This window comes from Enterococcus sp. 12C11_DIV0727 (assembly GCF_002148425.2).
GTDB classification, from domain to species: domain Bacteria; phylum Bacillota; class Bacilli; order Lactobacillales; family Enterococcaceae; genus Enterococcus_L; species Enterococcus_L lemimoniae.
In genome coordinates, this window is sequence record NZ_CP147248.1 from 2,140,526 (window position 1) to 2,156,299 (window position 15,774).

Here is a 15,774-nt window from a genome sequence, read left to right on the forward strand (position 1 = left end):
AACCCTCCCTAATTAAACAAATAATTGAATTCCATTCCATAAATTTAATAACAATACTAGCAGAATCACTACTTGGTAAACTTGCGTTACACGTTCAGATGAAATTTTCCCACTGATCAATGCTCCCACAAAACCACCCACAATAGCCGCAGGTATCACATACAACAAAATTGATAGATCAAAGCGTTCAAAACCAGTAACTTGCGCGATCGTTACTAATTTTGCTGCCTGTGAAAAGAAAATCGTTACGATCGAATAAACAGTGGCTTCTTTGATTGGGATGCCAAAACACAGCATCAATAAAGCCACATTGATCGGTCCGCCACCGATTCCTAATAAGGTGGAAATGAATCCTAAAAACAACCCAACTATCACGTACCAAACAGGGCGTGATAGTTCTAATGACCATTCATTACCTATTTTTGTATAGAAATACGCAAACAACAACGTCACAATCGTCAGTATGATTTGAACTAACTGAACATATTTTTCATCTGAAAATAGCCGCAATAATAACTCAAACACTGTATTTCCTGAAATCCCACCAACTACAGAGCCTAAAGATACAAATATCGCAATTGGAATTTGCAACTTCAACCCATTTTTCAGCTGCCTCATTGTTGAAACGATCGACATCGTAAAAACAGCCACACTGGAATAAAAAGAAATTGCTGCGAGCGAATGAAAATGTAGTGTATCCAACACAGGCTTGATAATGACACCGCCGCCCATTCCTGAAATCGCGCCAACCGTATTCGCTAAAATAATGACAATAAAATAAATGATTCCTATATACACAGTTTTTCATCTCCTAGAAATAATCAGTTTTTCCTTAAGCTTTTCTTCGTCTAGCAAAATCGACAAATTTAAATTTATCTAATCTATGTCTGGATTCTGTGTATTCAAAACAACGTGTATCTTCTAGACTTACCACACTACGTACAACCACTACATGGGTATCACCATGGATATCCATCAAATTTTGGTCCGCTTCTGTCACAGCTTCGACTGTGATCTCTTTTTGAGCATAGCTGATTGCTAAACCTAAATCGTTTTCAAAATAGTCATAAATTGAATCCGCCGCACGCTCTTTAGGCAAGATTTCAATGATTTCTTTTAATAAATAATCGATATCAATAATAACCACTTCTCCATCGATTTCCCGTTGCCTAACTAATCGCCAAACAGCAGCGCCTTTTTTCCAACCTGTCAAACGTGCTAAAGCTTCACTGACCTGCGCTTCTTGTAGTTCCACAACTCTCGTTACACTATGGATTTGCTGTGCATTTTGTAATTCTTTATAGCTGATCACACCAGAAATCGGCAAATCAAACTTACGAACATTCAAAACAATCGAACCTTTGCCTTGTTTCTTTTGAATATAACCAGCATTGATCAGTAAATTCAAGGCTTTACGTATAGTTTCACGTGAAACTGAATATTGTTCAACCAATTGATTTTCACTTGGAAGTAATGTTCCTGGTTGATACTTACCTTCTAAAATCCCTTTTTCAAGCTCTAAAAATATATCATGAAACTTATTCATGTCCATCCCTCCACCCTAGGATACTCAAAGAAAATGATAGCATATTCTCGCCTAAAAAAATAGCATTCTCACTAAGTAAGCAGTGAATCCCCACCAATTCTTTTTGACCTCAGCACTTGTATTTACAAGCAATCCATACTATAATGTAAACGAAAACACAAACATGTCTATACAAGTTGAAATAAATTTTAGTTAGGAGTATTAAAATGAATTTTTTATCCCTTACACTTAGACCAAACGCTTTACATGTTCAAGCAAAAGATCAGCAACATTTACTCTTAGAGCAAACACTCGCCTTTTCTGATTTTGAATTTCCCCAAACGGGAGAAGTCTTAGCTGCACAAATCAAAGAGCAATTTCCAACTGTGGCAGGAGCTATTTTTAACGCTATCACACCTGAATTTTATACTAAAAATAAACAAGTATCATTATTAAATGCTGGCCTTGAGAATCTTACTAAACAATTTTCAGAATTATTAAATATCCCGATCCTAACAGCCTCACAAGTGAGCCAAGAGACTGATTTAGCCGCAGCATTCAAAAAGAAATTTGATTATTTAACCTGGAATCTAGACTATTTTGGTTATACACCAGGCAAAGAAGAATATTCTGTTGAATCATTATTGACTATCGGTAATGGTTTTATGGGTTTGCGTGGCACAATACCTGAGATGACTCTTTCCAAAGACCATTACCCCGCTACTTACATCGCAGGACTCTATAATGAAGAAACATCCGAAGTCGCAGGTCAACTCGTTGAAAATGAAGATTTTGTCAACACACCGAATAATCAATATTTTAGTATTCAGATAGCTGGAACAGACGAATGGTTACATTTAGAAAATGCCACTTTACACTATTTACACCGAAATTTAGACCTAAAAACAGGTTTGTTCACTTCTCATATGATCATTGAAGACTCACATCAACATCAATTAAAAATTACTGCACAGAAAATTGTCAATATGGCTCAAAAAAATCATTATAGTATCCGCTATTCGATTCAACCATTGAACTTTTCTAAAAAAATCATAGTCAAAACAACAACTGATGGCTCAGTCTACAATTACAACGTAGAACGCTATCGTAATTTAACCGCAAAGCACTTCCACATTACACAGTTACTTGCAGAAAAAAATAAATCAATGATTGAGATCGAAACCAATCAATCAAAAATAAACGTTCGACAAATTGCTACTATTACAGGTGATTTTTTTGATACAGCTGCTATCAAAAATACTATTTGCAAAGAAAGCATCGAGCAAACGATTCCTTTTACTGCCAAAGAAAATAACATCTACACGCTTGAAAAGCATGTTCAGGTCACAGCTTCAATAGCCGAACAAAGTTGGGAAAATCCCCCTTCACTTGCGACTTATTTTGACAGAGAATTTGCTGAAAGTAAGAGTGCTTGGGAAAGCTTATGGAAAAAATCAGATATTCAAATTTCAGAGGATCTAATGTCACAGAAATTATTACGAATCCACGCCTATCATTTATTAGTCTCTGCCTCTCCGTTTAATAACAATGATTTAGATGTTTCTGTAACCGCTCGTGGCTTGCACGGCGAAGCTTATCGCGGTCATATCTTCTGGGATGAGATTTTTATCTTGCCCTTTTATATCCTTCATTTTCCAGAAACAGCGAAGCAGCTTTTAATGTATCGCTATAACCGTTTAGGGAAAGCGAAAGAAAATGCTCGTGACAATCATTATGAGGGAGCTATGTATCCTTGGCAGTCCGGCTTGGATGGTAGTGAAGATACACAAAAACTACACTTGAATCCATTAAATGGTGAATGGGGTGAAGATCATAGTGTTCTTCAGCGCCACGTCTCATTAGCAATTGCTTACAATGTCTGGATGTACTGGAATAATTCTGGTGATGATTGCTTTATCAAACAGTACGGTGCAGAAATGTTGTTAGAGATCGCTAATTTCTGGCGTAGTGCAGCAACTTGGGACGAAACTACGCAGCGTTACTCAATCGCTAACGTCATGGGTCCAGATGAATTTCACGAAGCATATCCTAACAGCACTGAAAGCGGCTTAAAAAACAACGCTTATACAAACTTGATGGTTGTTTGGTTATTTGAAGAATTGGAAAACATCCTTTCACTATTAAATACGCAAGAAAAAACAGAATTATTTTCTAAAACAGAAACTACGCAAGAAAATTTTAAAAAAATGGAAGATATTCGCAAACGTTTATCCATCGAAGTCGATGAAGACGGGATTATTGCTCAATATGAAGGATACTTTGATTTAAAAGAAATCGATTGGGAGCAAGCAAAAGAAAAGTACGGCAACATTTACCGAATGGACCGTATTTTAAAAGCCGAAGGTCTGTCACCTGATGATTATAAAGTTTCAAAGCAAGCCGACACTTTAATGTTGTTCTATAATTTAAATAAAGACAAAATAGATGAAATCTTAGAGGAACTTGGCTATGATCTACCCACAGATTATCTTGAGAAAAATCTATTATACTACTTAAATAGAACGTCTCATGGTTCAACCCTCTCAAGAATCGTTCATGCCCAATTAGCCGAAGAAGTTGCCTTTCACGATTTGTCTTGGACTTTATATCAAGAAGCTTTGTACTCTGATTATCAGGATATTCAAGGTGGGACAACCGCGGAAGGAATCCATACTGGTGTAATGGCTGCAACAATTTATGTTACCTTAACTACTTATGCTGGGGTCGATATTAAAAAGAAACAACTAACGATCCAACCTAACTTACCAAAAAAATGGACTGACATGCGCTTTAATCTTGACCACAAAGGGATTCACTATCAGCTAACTATTTCAAAAAACACCGTTCAAATTTGTTCCTCACAGGACACAACGGTAATGGTTAAAAATCATTCTTACCAATTAACAGCAGATAAAGAAAAAGTGATTACTTATTAACGATCAGACAGGAGCACACACATGAAAAAAGGATTTATTTTTGACTTAGATGGTGTTATTACAGATACTGCAAAATTCCACTATATTGCTTGGAAAAACTTAGCCGCAACATTAGGTATCACGATCGATGAAACCTTCAACGAAACATTAAAAGGCATCAGCCGGATGGATTCTTTGGATAAAATTCTAGCTTATGGACACAAGGAAAACGAATTTACTACTACAGAAAAAGAAACGTTGGCTCAAAAGAAAAATGATGAGTATGTTACACTCTTGGCCGATCTTTCTGAGGCAGACTTACTGCCAGGTGTTCACGATTTTCTAGTCCAAGCAAAAGAGCATGCTATTCCTTGTTCGATTGCTTCAGCCTCTAAAAATGCTCCGATGATTTTAGATAAATTAGGTGTTCTTAAGTTCTTCGGACATATTGTTGACCCCGAAACACTGATAAAAGGAAAACCCGATCCGGAAATATTTGTCAAGGCTGCTAAAAGTATAGGCGTCAAACCAAAAGATGCCGTCGGTTTTGAAGACGCCCAAGCAGGTATCGAAGGAATCAAAGCCGCCGGAATGTATGCAGTTGGGCTTTCTGCGACAGAAACTTTAATTGGTGCTGATTTGCAAGTTGCTTCAATGACTGAATTAGATGTAGAACAATTGATTGACCAATAAAGAGGTTGGGACAGAAGTGTTACCTTTCATAAGGACAAATAAAAATACTAAATAAGATGGACTCGCCCATATAAATAGACCTTCGTAAAAGAAGGTCTATTTATTTCTATTAGCTCATTCAGTAAAATGGTATTCGAAGATACAACATTTTACCAAGATGAAATCAAAAAATACTAATTGCTATAGAGAGTCCACTTCCTTGTATAATTCATTAACTTCTTTCTTCAGCACATCTCTTTTAGAAATAAAATCCTCTAAATTATTTAATATATTTTCATATACAATTTTATCAGCTGGATTTTGAATTGTCTCAATATCAGTATTACAAAAATCAGAAATATCTGTTAGCTCGCTTTCATATATTACTTTCATTAGATTGAGTATTGTATTTTTATCAACTTTGTTGATATTTTCATATTTTGTCCCATCGATAGAAAATGTGGGATTTCCTTTTTCAATTTTCAAGATTATCATATATTCTTCTCCTATTCTTAAATGCTTTTTCTCCTGCTTCCATAGTTGAAATCAATGCAACAAAGTTCTTCATAGTTTTTCCGCATTGAGATTTTAGTTCCTTTGATGAAAATGCTCCTGTGTAGACCTTATAGCATTCTTCCTTTTCTACGCCATTTTCAAACTCATCTTCGTCAAAATCAGTATAAATAATATGATTTGGGTTCATCAGTGTCCCCATAGTGCTATTGTGTGTTACAACAAACACTATTGAATTCTCTGATATTTCATTTATCTTAGGAATTATACTTTCGTTTATAAAAACATTATCGAATGATGCTTCGGGTTCATCTAAGAGTAGAACATCATAATTCCTAGCATCATCAATACTATCTAACAAATTGAATTCTGCTCTTTCTCCTCCGGAAATAGGAGAGCCATTTTTGTTTACAACGCTATATTGAATTTTGAAAAGGGCTTTATATAAATCACTTTCAGGAATACCTTTATCTTTTAAGGATAAAATAAAATGAAACGGCTGTTCATATAAATTCTTAAATTCAGTTGCAATTCCAGCGCCTGTTTTTAAAGCTCCTCTTATCTCTGATGCATTTTCGAATGGTTGTTTTTTTACTATAGACTTGAACCTATTTAGTTTTGTTTCCTTAATAACACTTTCTTTTTTTAAATCATTAATAGTTCGGTCAAATCTACGAATGATTTCATCTTGCTTGTACGCTTTATAGAAATCTATTTCATCAATAAGATTTCTTGACGATTTATTACTTAATGCCTTTTTAACCCCCGAACAGACTAAATCTACTTCCATTTTTAACTTGTATTCCAAATACAAGTACCTATATTTAATAATTGCTTTATCTAAAAGTTGCTTCAAACTACTTTCATCAATATATTCTGAAATCATTTCTTTATAGTTTTTTGTGGTATATAAGTTAATTAAGGAATCAATCACTTTCTTTAGTTCAGAAGGCTTTAATGGGTTAAATTTAACTTCGGTATACAATCTTTGTTTAGAGTACTCATCATTCAAATACTCTTGTTCTGCAAATTCGATTAATGATGATAGGTATTTTTCTAGTTCATCAGAGTAACTGTGACTAATCTCCATCATCTCTGTGATGAGATTTTTGACTGGAGACAAGTAGTTTTCCACAATATTCTCTTGCTTGGACTTAATAACCTGTTCAAATTTTTTGTCAGTACTTTCATTCGTAATCTGGAACTGTTTTATATACTTCACGTTTTCAGAAGAGAAAGACTCAATAATTTGATCTAACGTGTATGTTTTACCAGAAGAACGTTTTCCTACAATTAAATTCAATTTTGTAGATGCTACAGTTCCGTCAGATAAAATTTGAAATAAGTCATCATTTTTACTGCTAGACAAAAAGACATTTCTTCTATCTCCAAGGATTAGTTTTAAGCTTCCAATATTAATGTCTTCGATTTCTAAATAAGTTAGTCTGATAGGAAATTTTTTATTTCTCTCATTGTTTTGATACTCATTTAAATTATCTTTTGATACTCTTAAATCACTGAATAAAACTGGTACTAAGTCATTAGGGTTATTCTTTACAACTTGAAATTTTTTTGGACTATTTACTTCTCCAGCAAAAATGTTGTTACCAAATTTTTTAAGAGTGGTCTGATTTATCTTTGGTTTCTTCTTGTAGTGAGGAATCAAAAGATATTCTTCATAATTAGAAAAAATTTCCTCGAACTCTTCAAACTCAATCCACTTTTTAGTATCATTAATGGATTCATTCAGTTTTAGACATTGACCATTAAACACATCAATCTTATTTTCTGGACATAAAACTAACAAATGAGCGTTATCAATATCTACTTCGACACCTGGAAGAACAATGCAAGGAAGTTTACTTTTTATGTCTTCGTATTGTTCGATGTCAAATAGATTATGATTAGTGATAGCGATTGCATCTAGCCCCATATCGTTGACGTAAGACTCTAAAAACTCAAATGAAAATTCAAAATTTACATCGCTAAACTTGTTAGGCAATGTGTGAATATGAAAATCAACCTTTTTCATTTCCTGCTTCACTCCTTATCTTCTAAATTAATGAATATTTTAAATTTGTATTTATTATATCATGTTAGCAAATATTAACTATAGCAATTATCTATTAAATAATATTTTGAAAATAAATATTAAAGAGCAAATCATACATTATTGTAGCAAAACCTCACAACCCCAACTATTAAGCCTTACTATATAGATGTAACAATAAATATATAAATACACCCCATAAGAAAGAAAATAAAACTTAATCGCAAAACCGAACACCTATGATATAACCACAACTAAAACACTTTCCATAAGAAAAAGTAGTTAGTCCTTGCAGCTTAAAGCCAGTGTTCCATAAAACACTATTTAATAGAAGAACTTGAGAACTTTACGGCTAACTGAGTGAAAATGAAAGTCTGCGATCATTGAGATTGTGGGCTTTTTCTATATCTTCTTTTAGTCATTCCCTCCATTTCGTTTTACCATATATATGTAATACAAAATAATATATCTGGAGGTTTTCAACATGGAAAAACAGCAGAAAAAGAAAGTAAAGGAACTAGAGAAGTTGGAGGAGGTAAAAATCGGCTATATTAGAGTTAGCAGTCTAGACGATCGCCAGCGTCTAAGTGTCGAAATTCAGACAGAAGCATTAGCTAGTTGCCATATACTATTTACAGAAAAACAAAGTGGTAGCAACAACGTCCGTCCCATACTCTACCAAACTTTAGAGCTTGCTAAATACCTAGCTAGTAAGAACAAACACGTTTCTCTTTATATCTACAAGCTAGACCGACTAACTCGCAGTATGAGTAAACTAGGTTCTCTTATTGACGAGCTAAATCAGCACAGTATTAAATTAGTTAGTCTACAAGAAAACATTGAAACAGATTCACTCACTGGACGCTTGCTTTGCTTGGTTCTTGGATATGTGGCAGAAATTGAACTAGATAATATAAGCTTTAGAACAAAAGAAGGTTTGCGGAAAGCTAAAGAAAACGGCGCAATACTAGGTAAGCCAGCTCTTCCAGATAAAAAGAAACGACAAATATTAGAGCTATACCAATTGAACTCAATGCCAGTAAGAACTATAGCAAAGCGTCTCAAGGTAAGTGAAAGTTCAATTTATAAAACCGTAAAAGACAGCGGGATAAAGCGCCGAAAGCTTGTAAAATAGCCCTTTAAAACTCTAGTTATATGTGGTAAAATTTTTATTGAAACCATTTATATCTTTCCTCGTTATATCGAACGTCTAAAAAAGATAACTAATTTCGCAATTATACATATACTTTTCTGACTGTAAAACGCTGATTTAATAAGGTTTATACCTTGTTGGACTGGCGTTTTTTTGTTGTCTTCTTATTTCGTTCGTTATAACGAGATGAGTAACGGAGGTGAAAACCAAAAACAAGGAAGTAAAAAAACAAATGGTTTTAAAATTTAAAACAAGGAGATGAAATGACTAAGTGAAAAACACAAGAATTTCAAGGCTTAGGCGTAACAAGCAATTCAAGCAAGCTACAAAACTTTTAACAGTCGGTTTACTGGTTTGTCCGCTGGCAATCGGGACGATTAAAGCACTAGCCGACGAATCAGAAGCTACCCCACCAGTGGAACAGGTAGAAGAAATACCAGCGACAACTGAGACAAGCGAGTCAGTCCATCCAGAAGTTGTTGAGGAAATGCAGGCAGAAGAACCAACAGTTATCGAAGAATCTTCAACCGAACAGCAAACAATTGAAACGCCCGTTTTAATGGAACAATCGCAAGAAGACACTGAAACTATCCAAGCATCTGAAATCTACACCTATTATGTAGTGCGTAATGTCGTAGATGATAACGGTAATCTTGTTGATTCAACAAGATCATCAGAAACAGCTGTTAAGGATTCAACCGTAGAGATTAAAGCAATTAACTGGTATGGTTATTACCTTTTGCCAGGAACAGCAAGCGAATATTCGGCTCAAATAATCCAAGACGGCACACAAGAGTTTGTTTTTACTTACATGAGTGCGACTTCTGAAAAACATCGTGATCCTGTTAAAGATAAGCAAATAGATGATTTATTCACCGAACTATATAATCTTCACGAGGAGTTAGCGCCAAAAGCACAAGGAACAAAATTTGAAGACCAGCTACAAACAATTTACTACAAGTTTGATGATATTAGCCATATTCAAGGTATAGTTAAATCAGAGGGTGGCTTATTAGCATGGTATGAGTATTCATTACCTAAATTGCCAGCTATTTTAGAAGAGTTGAAGGCTTTAGGGGATGAAATTAATGCCAGTCAACCAGAAGAGTCATTCACAGCTGGTGAACTTGACAGAGTCAAAGCTAAAGAAGTTCTAGCTCAATATAATAGCTTAATGGAATCAGATTACAGACCCGAATCATGGGCTAAAATGAAAGAAATGCTTGATCCTAAAGATTCTGTTGGAATTGTCGGTTCACTTGAAGCAATTTGCAACTTTCCAGATGACCATATTTTAACTGGCTCAAATAAAGAATCTGTTCAACAAAGTATTTATGACTGGACTAACACAATCACCGAAGCCATGAAAGCATTAGTAAAAGTTGGCAGTGGCGAAACTCCACTACAACAAAGTATTGCTAAGTTGAAGCGAACTATTACAAGCGCCGAATCTAAATTAGCAGAATCAGGCTATACCGCAGAATCAATGAACGTACTAAGACAAGCTTTGCAAAACTCAAAAGATGTCTTAGCCAACGCAAACAGCACTCAAGCTGAAATTGGCGAAGCTCAAAAAGCTCTAGATTTAGCTATTGCTGGCTTAGTAAAAGAAGATAACTCAAATGGCGGTAATACAGAAAACAACGGCTCAAATGGTACAGGAAACAGCACTACAGACCCAAAAAACTCCAACAACGGAGCGTCTAACAATATGAACAACGTAACAAGCAACACAAATAACCAAAGCAACAATAATAATAACCAAACTAGTAATACCGCAACAACTAAACCAACTGGCAATAACACAAGCAAAGACGGTTTGCCACAAACTGGCGAACAGTCTACAACTAATGTCGTTATTGCTGGCTTATCTCTAACAATGCTTTCTTTACTTGCATGGTTTAAGAGAAAGAAAGTATAATTAAACTACACCAACCCCATTAAGACCTTACAAATAGCACTAAACAAAGAAACAACCTTGTCCAAAAAACAGACAAGGTTGTTTTGCTATGTTCTCATTACTAATTTAAGGGAAAAGAAAAAGCCCTCGCTGAATTTTTTAGGTTCAGGTGAGGGCTGGAAGGTGCTTATAGCCAATAACTGTCTGTTAAAATATCACTACAATTAGGACATCCATGCTCTTCAAGCCCTTTCATTATTAGACTATCAACTGCTATCGCCATGTCTATTGAAGCTTGTAAATTATCCAATTCATTTTTTTGTATTCCAAGTATTTCACTTAATATCATAGGGCTTATACCGAAAATTGAGAGTTCTCTCGCCCGTTTAATAACATACGGGTCAGTTGGAATTATGCCAATATCAACGGCGCCTGTTTCCTCGGCTTCTTTATTAAACTTCAAATCAAATGCCTTTGCAATCGTAAAATAATCAACACCAGAAGAGATAAGAGAAACAATGATATCCTTTTTTCGCAGGTTTTCCATATCAAATCATCCTTTTTTGACATATTAAACCTACTCGTCGCTAAGTAGATTCCGTTAAGAATTTCTACCCAGCGACGGGATTAACTTATTAAATTGTAAGTTACGAAATAAATATTTACGTTATTTAATATAACATATTATATCCATAATGTCAATCCGCCAGGGTTTACATCGTTATTTATAGTTTCTCGAAATACGAGGTATTCTATCATGGTTTCAGCAGAAATAGGTTAGTCTTCTCCAGACTGTTCTTTGGCTATGGTACAAGCATATCTAATAAACTCTTTTGCTTCACTGTATTGTTAATTCTCTCATTTAAATATAGCATAAGCTTTGTTAAACTGAAGCCCTGTATATGTGCAAATTTACTTTTCGTTAAATGACTAGTAGGGATACATTTCATTTATTGATAACATATTTGATGAAAAGCATTAATTTTCAGATTCTTATAAAATTTATTCTTCTGAAAAACCTGAAGTAGAATCCAATGATATAAGAGCTTTCGCCAATTTAACAGTTTTAGGGTGTGAATCGCCCAATAGATATTTAATTTCTTCATAAGCCGAGGAGAAAAAATTTTTTGCCTCTTCATAATCTTTCCTTATGACACATAAACAGCCTTGTTGTTCAGTAATTATAGCATTAAAAAGGATGTAAGTATTTTTATCTAATTCATTTCTACTAAATTGAAGCTTTGTAGAAGCTAGCTCTAATGACATTTCGGCAAATGAATCTAGTCCTACCTCAATTTGATAATCCGCTATAGAGACCAACGTAACAATAATTTCTCTTCTTATTGTAGATTCATTGAAATTTTCTAACATGAAAGTAAGCATAGTGTTAATATGTTTTAAAATAGATTCATAATTTGCATCATTTTGATATAAATTAAACAGATTCACTAAATATATTAGATACTCAGATTTATTTTCTTCCACCAGCAAACTTCGTGCCAACTCATAAAGCCTTTTTGCAGTTTTGGATTTTCCAATATCCATATAATTATTACCTAAAAAACATAAAGTATGAAATAAAAAGATACATTCATCTTCTGGGATAGATCCGTCCTTTTTTTTATCAATAAGCATTTTCGATAAGTTACTCTCTACGAAATTTACATACTTCTTAGCATTAACGATTTTTTCAGTTGACCTTACTATGTCTTGTGCAACCAATATATTAAGCATAATCATGTTTTTTTGAATTTCATAGTAAGGAATGCTAATTGACTCTATAGGATAATTCAAATTATTAAAGGTTTCGAGAAATTCTTGTACATACGTCATATAATAAGCCAAATCCTTTAGTTTAGAATCTCCTATATCTGCTACACTAAACATTCTATCTATGAAAATCTCAAAAAAGGAAGATAAATTATATTGACTCAACAAACAATAGGCTGGAATTTGATGAATTGAATAATACTTATTTGATTCACGATATTCGCATGATATCCATCCAAGTTTTTCTAGACGGCTCAAATAATTTGTATCGCTCAATTCAAACCACTTTTCGATTAACTTTTTATTAAAAGGGAGTGTTTTGAAGATTGCAAATTTTATTAGTAAATCTATTTCTTCTTCACTTAATCTTTTTTGCATTGAAGAGAAAAGAAGCTGTGTTTGTCTAATAATTGTTTCTTCTGTCAACAAAAATTCATGAGTAGAATCAACTTTTACATCACTGTAATCTATACCATTTTCAGAAATCAATTCTATAAGTTCATCCAAAGTAAACTCCTCTACATACGCATTCTTTGCCATAAGTTCAAGCAATAATGTGTGACGACCTATGGAATTCATAATTGAGTTCATCTTTGACTCATCGTCTTCCAGAGTATAGTAGTTTTTAAATAAGGAAACACAATTTTCTTCTGATAAGCTTCCCAATTCATAATTTTCAAATCCTGAATAATTTAGCAATTCTTTTGTAGTCACTAAAACATGGCAATTTCTTCCGCTAAGTTCTATCAGAAACTTATCTTTTTCCTCAGTTGAATAAAAATTATCAATAATGATGAATAAATCATTATCCATTTCTCTTAGCATTTTATTTAGCTTATTTCTTTTTGTTTCAAGCGGTTCATCAACTAAGTCTAGAAATTGATTATATATAGATGATTCTAAATCACCCTCGTAATTAATCCACGCAAGATAATTACATATTTCAGACTCTCTGGTAGTTTTCCAGATATCTTTAGCGAACTCACTCTTCCCAATCCCTGAAAGTCCTTTTAAAATAATTTTTTGGCTATCGTCAATTAATGCTTCCCATATTTCATCTTTTTCGGTACGTTCTTTGTAAGTGTTTGTTAATGCATAAGGCGATTGTGTAAGTAGCTCTTGATACTTCTCAGAAAATCGTCCTTTTACTTCTTTATACTCAGGCAGTCTCCCGTGTTGTGCGCATACGGAATAGTAAAGAGCCTCAGCAAGGAAAACAAATACTTTCTTCTTTCGATTGATTTTGTAAGATTTTAAAAGCCCCTCTTGAACTGAACTAGTAAGATTAATACTTGATTCAATTATACTATTAAGCTCATCGATTTTATTTGTCTCAAAATTAAAACTATTTCGTTTATCTGATAATTTTTGTGAAACTTTATGTATGTAATTCGGAAATTCAATTACTGTATCTTGAGCACTTAAAATATCATTTATCCCTTTATATAAATCTCTACATTTATGCTCTCCATTGAACATTCGAATAAAAGTTTCATCTGCTCCTTTATATTTTGGCGCAAGAATATATGATAATTGTTTCGCTATTTCTCCTTTTCCCCCTTTCTCGTGCAAAGAAAAAGTCTTACAAAACAAACTAAAACTAAACATTTTTTCAGCCTCCTTTTAAATCGTCAATCATCGTCAATCAATCGTCAATTCATTCAACCATTTTTGAGCTACAATTCAGTTATCAACAAGAATCTGCTAGCAAAAATCTTGTTGTATAAATATCTTCACATTTACTTTTGATAATATCACAATGAAAAGCGCTTATCTATAAAAGAAAAAGGAGGAAAAGATCATGCTAATAGCTTTACTAGCTTTCAGCCCATATTTCGTATTAGTAATAGGATTTTTAATCTACTTCTATTACACAAGCAAGAAACTTTAATTAAGTAATCACTCTTAGAAACTAACCATATATAAACGACGTCGGTGGTTAGCTTCTGAGTAGATTAAACAGACAAAAACAATATTAGGAGGAAAACAAAAATGGATAACGAATTAAGTATGTTCAATCAAGACAAAATCGACAATCTGCCAAGAGCTACTAAATGGGCATTACAGAAGCAAGGAGCAGACGAAGTAAAGAAAGTGGTATTAGCTAAAGTTCACGAGGAAGGACGAGCTTATCTGGCTCATACTGCATTAGAACACGCCGGCACGCTTTCGGCTTTAGAAGCACATCTAAATCAAGTTACGCCTCAAGCTGCTGGCAGATATGCCCACATTGTTGATTCTTATGTCATGGGGGCTAGCAACAAGCTAGCAAGGTGGTAAAAATGGGAAATTTAATAGGTTTTTTATTCATTTGTTTCATGTTGTATTTAGTTTATTTAGGAGCGTTGTCACTACTCTCATCTTTTGGACTGTTTCAGTTGAAGCAAAAAGTAAAAGCCGAGCGTGAAGCCTTACAAAAAGAGCTTGACGACCTCAACCGAGAAGCTTTTCAGGCTTACCACCATTTAATGAGAGAATCCATGAATGTTGCTAAAGAAGAATACCAAGCCCACCGTCAAGATTTTGAACCACCAACAAATCGAGAAAGAAAAAATGTCAATGATTTGTAAATGTTTGAGGGCTGGTTAATCCGCCAGCCCTATTCTAAAAAAGGAAGTGAAAACCATGAAATCCTACAACTTTAACGACTTATACGAAGAAATCAGAAATGAAGCCGACCTAAAACTACTTGCTGAATTCTATAGATACTGGGGAAAGCCATTCGGAAAAATTACAGGACTTGGCGAACCAGACGTAAAGAACAAAGAACTAAGAAAAGAATTAAAGGAAAAATCGCAGAAGAAGCAATGGGAAGACAGACAAGCCAAACGAGCTAAAAAGATGTTTGGAACCGAGACAAAAGAGCCTGACGAACCACCATGATAATATCTTCCCGTTGTTAATAAAACAATAGTCAAATGCATACGCCACTAATCATACAGTTCAATCTGTTTCAAGTTGTCCAGCCGCTACCCTAAGCACTTGTGGAGAAGATTTACTTTCCTGAAATAGTAAGGTTTAATTGCCAAAGTCATATTTAACAAGAAAGGATTTGACTATGAATGACAAAAGAAGACAAAGAAAAAAAGGAAGTGATTTCCTTGAAAAGCAAATTAGTTGGTTGGGCGACAAGTATTTTTATTGCATGTCTTGCTTTAAATATCGCTATCAAGATGTTAGCCGAAATCTGGTTGCCCTTGCTATTTCTCGCACTATTCATTGTGTTGTTAGTAGTTGGTTATCAAGTGAAAAAAATCAAAGACTGGCGGTGATTTC

The 15,774-nt window shown here is 34.1% G+C and carries 14 protein-coding genes; 8 read left to right on the forward strand and 6 right to left on the reverse strand.

What is annotated here, in order from left to right; translation table 11 throughout:
* Positions 1–12: 12 nt before the first annotated feature.
* Together A5866_RS10215 and treR are read right to left on the reverse strand one after the other, a co-directional pair.
* The gene (locus A5866_RS10215; protein WP_086445487.1) at positions 13–798 is read right to left on the reverse strand and encodes a sulfite exporter TauE/SafE family protein; all 786 of its coding nucleotides are present in this window, start codon (positions 796–798) and stop codon (positions 13–15) included.
* Positions 799–832: 34 nt separating this feature from the next.
* Positions 833–1,546, reverse strand: a complete 714-nt coding sequence (gene treR / locus A5866_RS10220; RefSeq protein WP_086277907.1) for a trehalose operon repressor — start codon at positions 1,544–1,546, stop codon at positions 833–835.
* A gap of 206 nt (positions 1,547–1,752) precedes the next feature.
* On the opposite strand from treR, the gene A5866_RS10225 reads away from it, so the two are divergent.
* Together A5866_RS10225 and pgmB are read left to right on the forward strand one after the other, a co-directional pair.
* The gene (locus tag A5866_RS10225) at positions 1,753–4,461 is read left to right on the forward strand and encodes a glycoside hydrolase family 65 protein (protein WP_086445486.1); all 2,709 of its coding nucleotides are present in this window, start codon (positions 1,753–1,755) and stop codon (positions 4,459–4,461) included.
* 21 nt (positions 4,462–4,482) lie between these two features.
* The gene (gene pgmB / locus A5866_RS10230; RefSeq protein ID WP_086445485.1) at positions 4,483–5,133 is read left to right on the forward strand and encodes a beta-phosphoglucomutase; all 651 of its coding nucleotides are present in this window, start codon (positions 4,483–4,485) and stop codon (positions 5,131–5,133) included.
* Between the two features lie 180 nt (positions 5,134–5,313).
* Here the strand turns inward: pgmB and A5866_RS10235 are convergent, their stop codons facing one another.
* Both A5866_RS10235 and A5866_RS10240 read right to left on the reverse strand, forming a co-directional pair.
* A complete protein-coding gene (locus A5866_RS10235) occupies positions 5,314–5,607 on the reverse strand; it encodes a hypothetical protein (RefSeq protein WP_086445484.1) in 294 nt (97 codons plus the stop codon).
* Entirely contained in the window at positions 5,588–7,657 is a 2,070-nt protein-coding gene (locus tag A5866_RS10240; protein WP_086445483.1) for a hypothetical protein, read from the reverse strand. The genes A5866_RS10235 and A5866_RS10240 overlap by 20 nt, the downstream gene beginning before the upstream one ends.
* Positions 7,658–8,159: 502 nt before the next feature.
* Here A5866_RS10240 and A5866_RS10245 point away from each other — a divergent pair.
* On the forward strand, positions 8,160–8,810 hold the full coding sequence (locus tag A5866_RS10245) for a recombinase family protein (protein ID WP_086445482.1): 651 nt from the start codon (positions 8,160–8,162) through the stop codon (positions 8,808–8,810).
* 289 nt (positions 8,811–9,099) lie between these two features.
* Positions 9,100–10,749: an LPXTG cell wall anchor domain-containing protein gene (locus tag A5866_RS10250; protein ID WP_086445481.1), complete on the forward strand. Its 1,650-nt coding sequence runs from the start codon at positions 9,100–9,102 to the stop codon at positions 10,747–10,749.
* A gap of 166 nt (positions 10,750–10,915) precedes the next feature.
* Here the strand turns inward: A5866_RS10250 and A5866_RS10255 are convergent, their stop codons facing one another.
* Entirely contained in the window at positions 10,916–11,275 is a 360-nt protein-coding gene (locus A5866_RS10255) for a hypothetical protein (protein ID WP_086445480.1), read from the reverse strand.
* Positions 11,276–11,730: 455 nt separating this feature from the next.
* Entirely contained in the window at positions 11,731–14,106 is a 2,376-nt protein-coding gene (locus tag A5866_RS10260; protein ID WP_339099667.1) for an NB-ARC domain-containing protein, read from the reverse strand.
* A 384-nt stretch (positions 14,107–14,490) separates the two neighbouring features.
* On the opposite strand from A5866_RS10260, the gene A5866_RS10265 reads away from it, so the two are divergent.
* The 4 genes from A5866_RS10265 (at position 14,491) to A5866_RS10280 (ending at position 15,770) form a co-directional block, all read left to right on the forward strand.
* A complete protein-coding gene (locus A5866_RS10265; protein WP_086445477.1) occupies positions 14,491–14,778 on the forward strand; it encodes a hypothetical protein in 288 nt (95 codons plus the stop codon).
* A 2-nt stretch (positions 14,779–14,780) separates the two neighbouring features.
* Entirely contained in the window at positions 14,781–15,068 is a 288-nt protein-coding gene (locus A5866_RS10270) for a hypothetical protein (RefSeq protein ID WP_086445476.1), read from the forward strand.
* Between the two features lie 55 nt (positions 15,069–15,123).
* Positions 15,124–15,381 (forward strand): hypothetical protein, encoded by a 258-nt coding sequence (locus A5866_RS10275; RefSeq protein WP_086445475.1) that lies wholly within the window; start codon positions 15,124–15,126, stop codon positions 15,379–15,381.
* A gap of 179 nt (positions 15,382–15,560) precedes the next feature.
* Entirely contained in the window at positions 15,561–15,770 is a 210-nt protein-coding gene (locus tag A5866_RS10280; RefSeq protein WP_086445474.1) for a hypothetical protein, read from the forward strand.
* Positions 15,771–15,774: the final 4 nt, after the last annotated feature.

Excerpts from the sequence above, each read along its gene's own strand:
- treR (WP_086277907.1), bottom strand. The coding sequence starts at position 1,546 with ATGAATAAGTTTCATGATATATTTTTAGAGCTTGAAAAAGGGATTTTA.
- A5866_RS10225 (WP_086445486.1), top strand. The coding sequence starts at position 1,753 with ATGAATTTTTTATCCCTTACACTTAGACCAAACGCTTTACATGTTCAA.
- pgmB (WP_086445485.1), top strand. The coding sequence starts at position 4,483 with ATGAAAAAAGGATTTATTTTTGACTTAGATGGTGTTATTACAGATACT.
- A5866_RS10235 (WP_086445484.1), bottom strand. The coding sequence starts at position 5,607 with ATGATAATCTTGAAAATTGAAAAAGGAAATCCCACATTTTCTATCGAT.
- A5866_RS10240 (WP_086445483.1), bottom strand. The coding sequence starts at position 7,657 with ATGAAAAAGGTTGATTTTCATATTCACACATTGCCTAACAAGTTTAGC.
- A5866_RS10245 (WP_086445482.1), top strand. The coding sequence starts at position 8,160 with ATGGAAAAACAGCAGAAAAAGAAAGTAAAGGAACTAGAGAAGTTGGAG.
- A5866_RS10255 (WP_086445480.1), bottom strand. The coding sequence starts at position 11,275 with ATGGAAAACCTGCGAAAAAAGGATATCATTGTTTCTCTTATCTCTTCT.
- A5866_RS10260 (WP_339099667.1), bottom strand. The coding sequence starts at position 14,106 with ATGTTTAGTTTTAGTTTGTTTTGTAAGACTTTTTCTTTGCACGAGAAA.
- A5866_RS10265 (WP_086445477.1), top strand. The coding sequence starts at position 14,491 with ATGGATAACGAATTAAGTATGTTCAATCAAGACAAAATCGACAATCTG.
- A5866_RS10270 (WP_086445476.1), top strand. The coding sequence starts at position 14,781 with ATGGGAAATTTAATAGGTTTTTTATTCATTTGTTTCATGTTGTATTTA.
- A5866_RS10275 (WP_086445475.1), top strand. The coding sequence starts at position 15,124 with ATGAAATCCTACAACTTTAACGACTTATACGAAGAAATCAGAAATGAA.
- A5866_RS10280 (WP_086445474.1), top strand. The coding sequence starts at position 15,561 with ATGACAAAAGAAGACAAAGAAAAAAAGGAAGTGATTTCCTTGAAAAGC.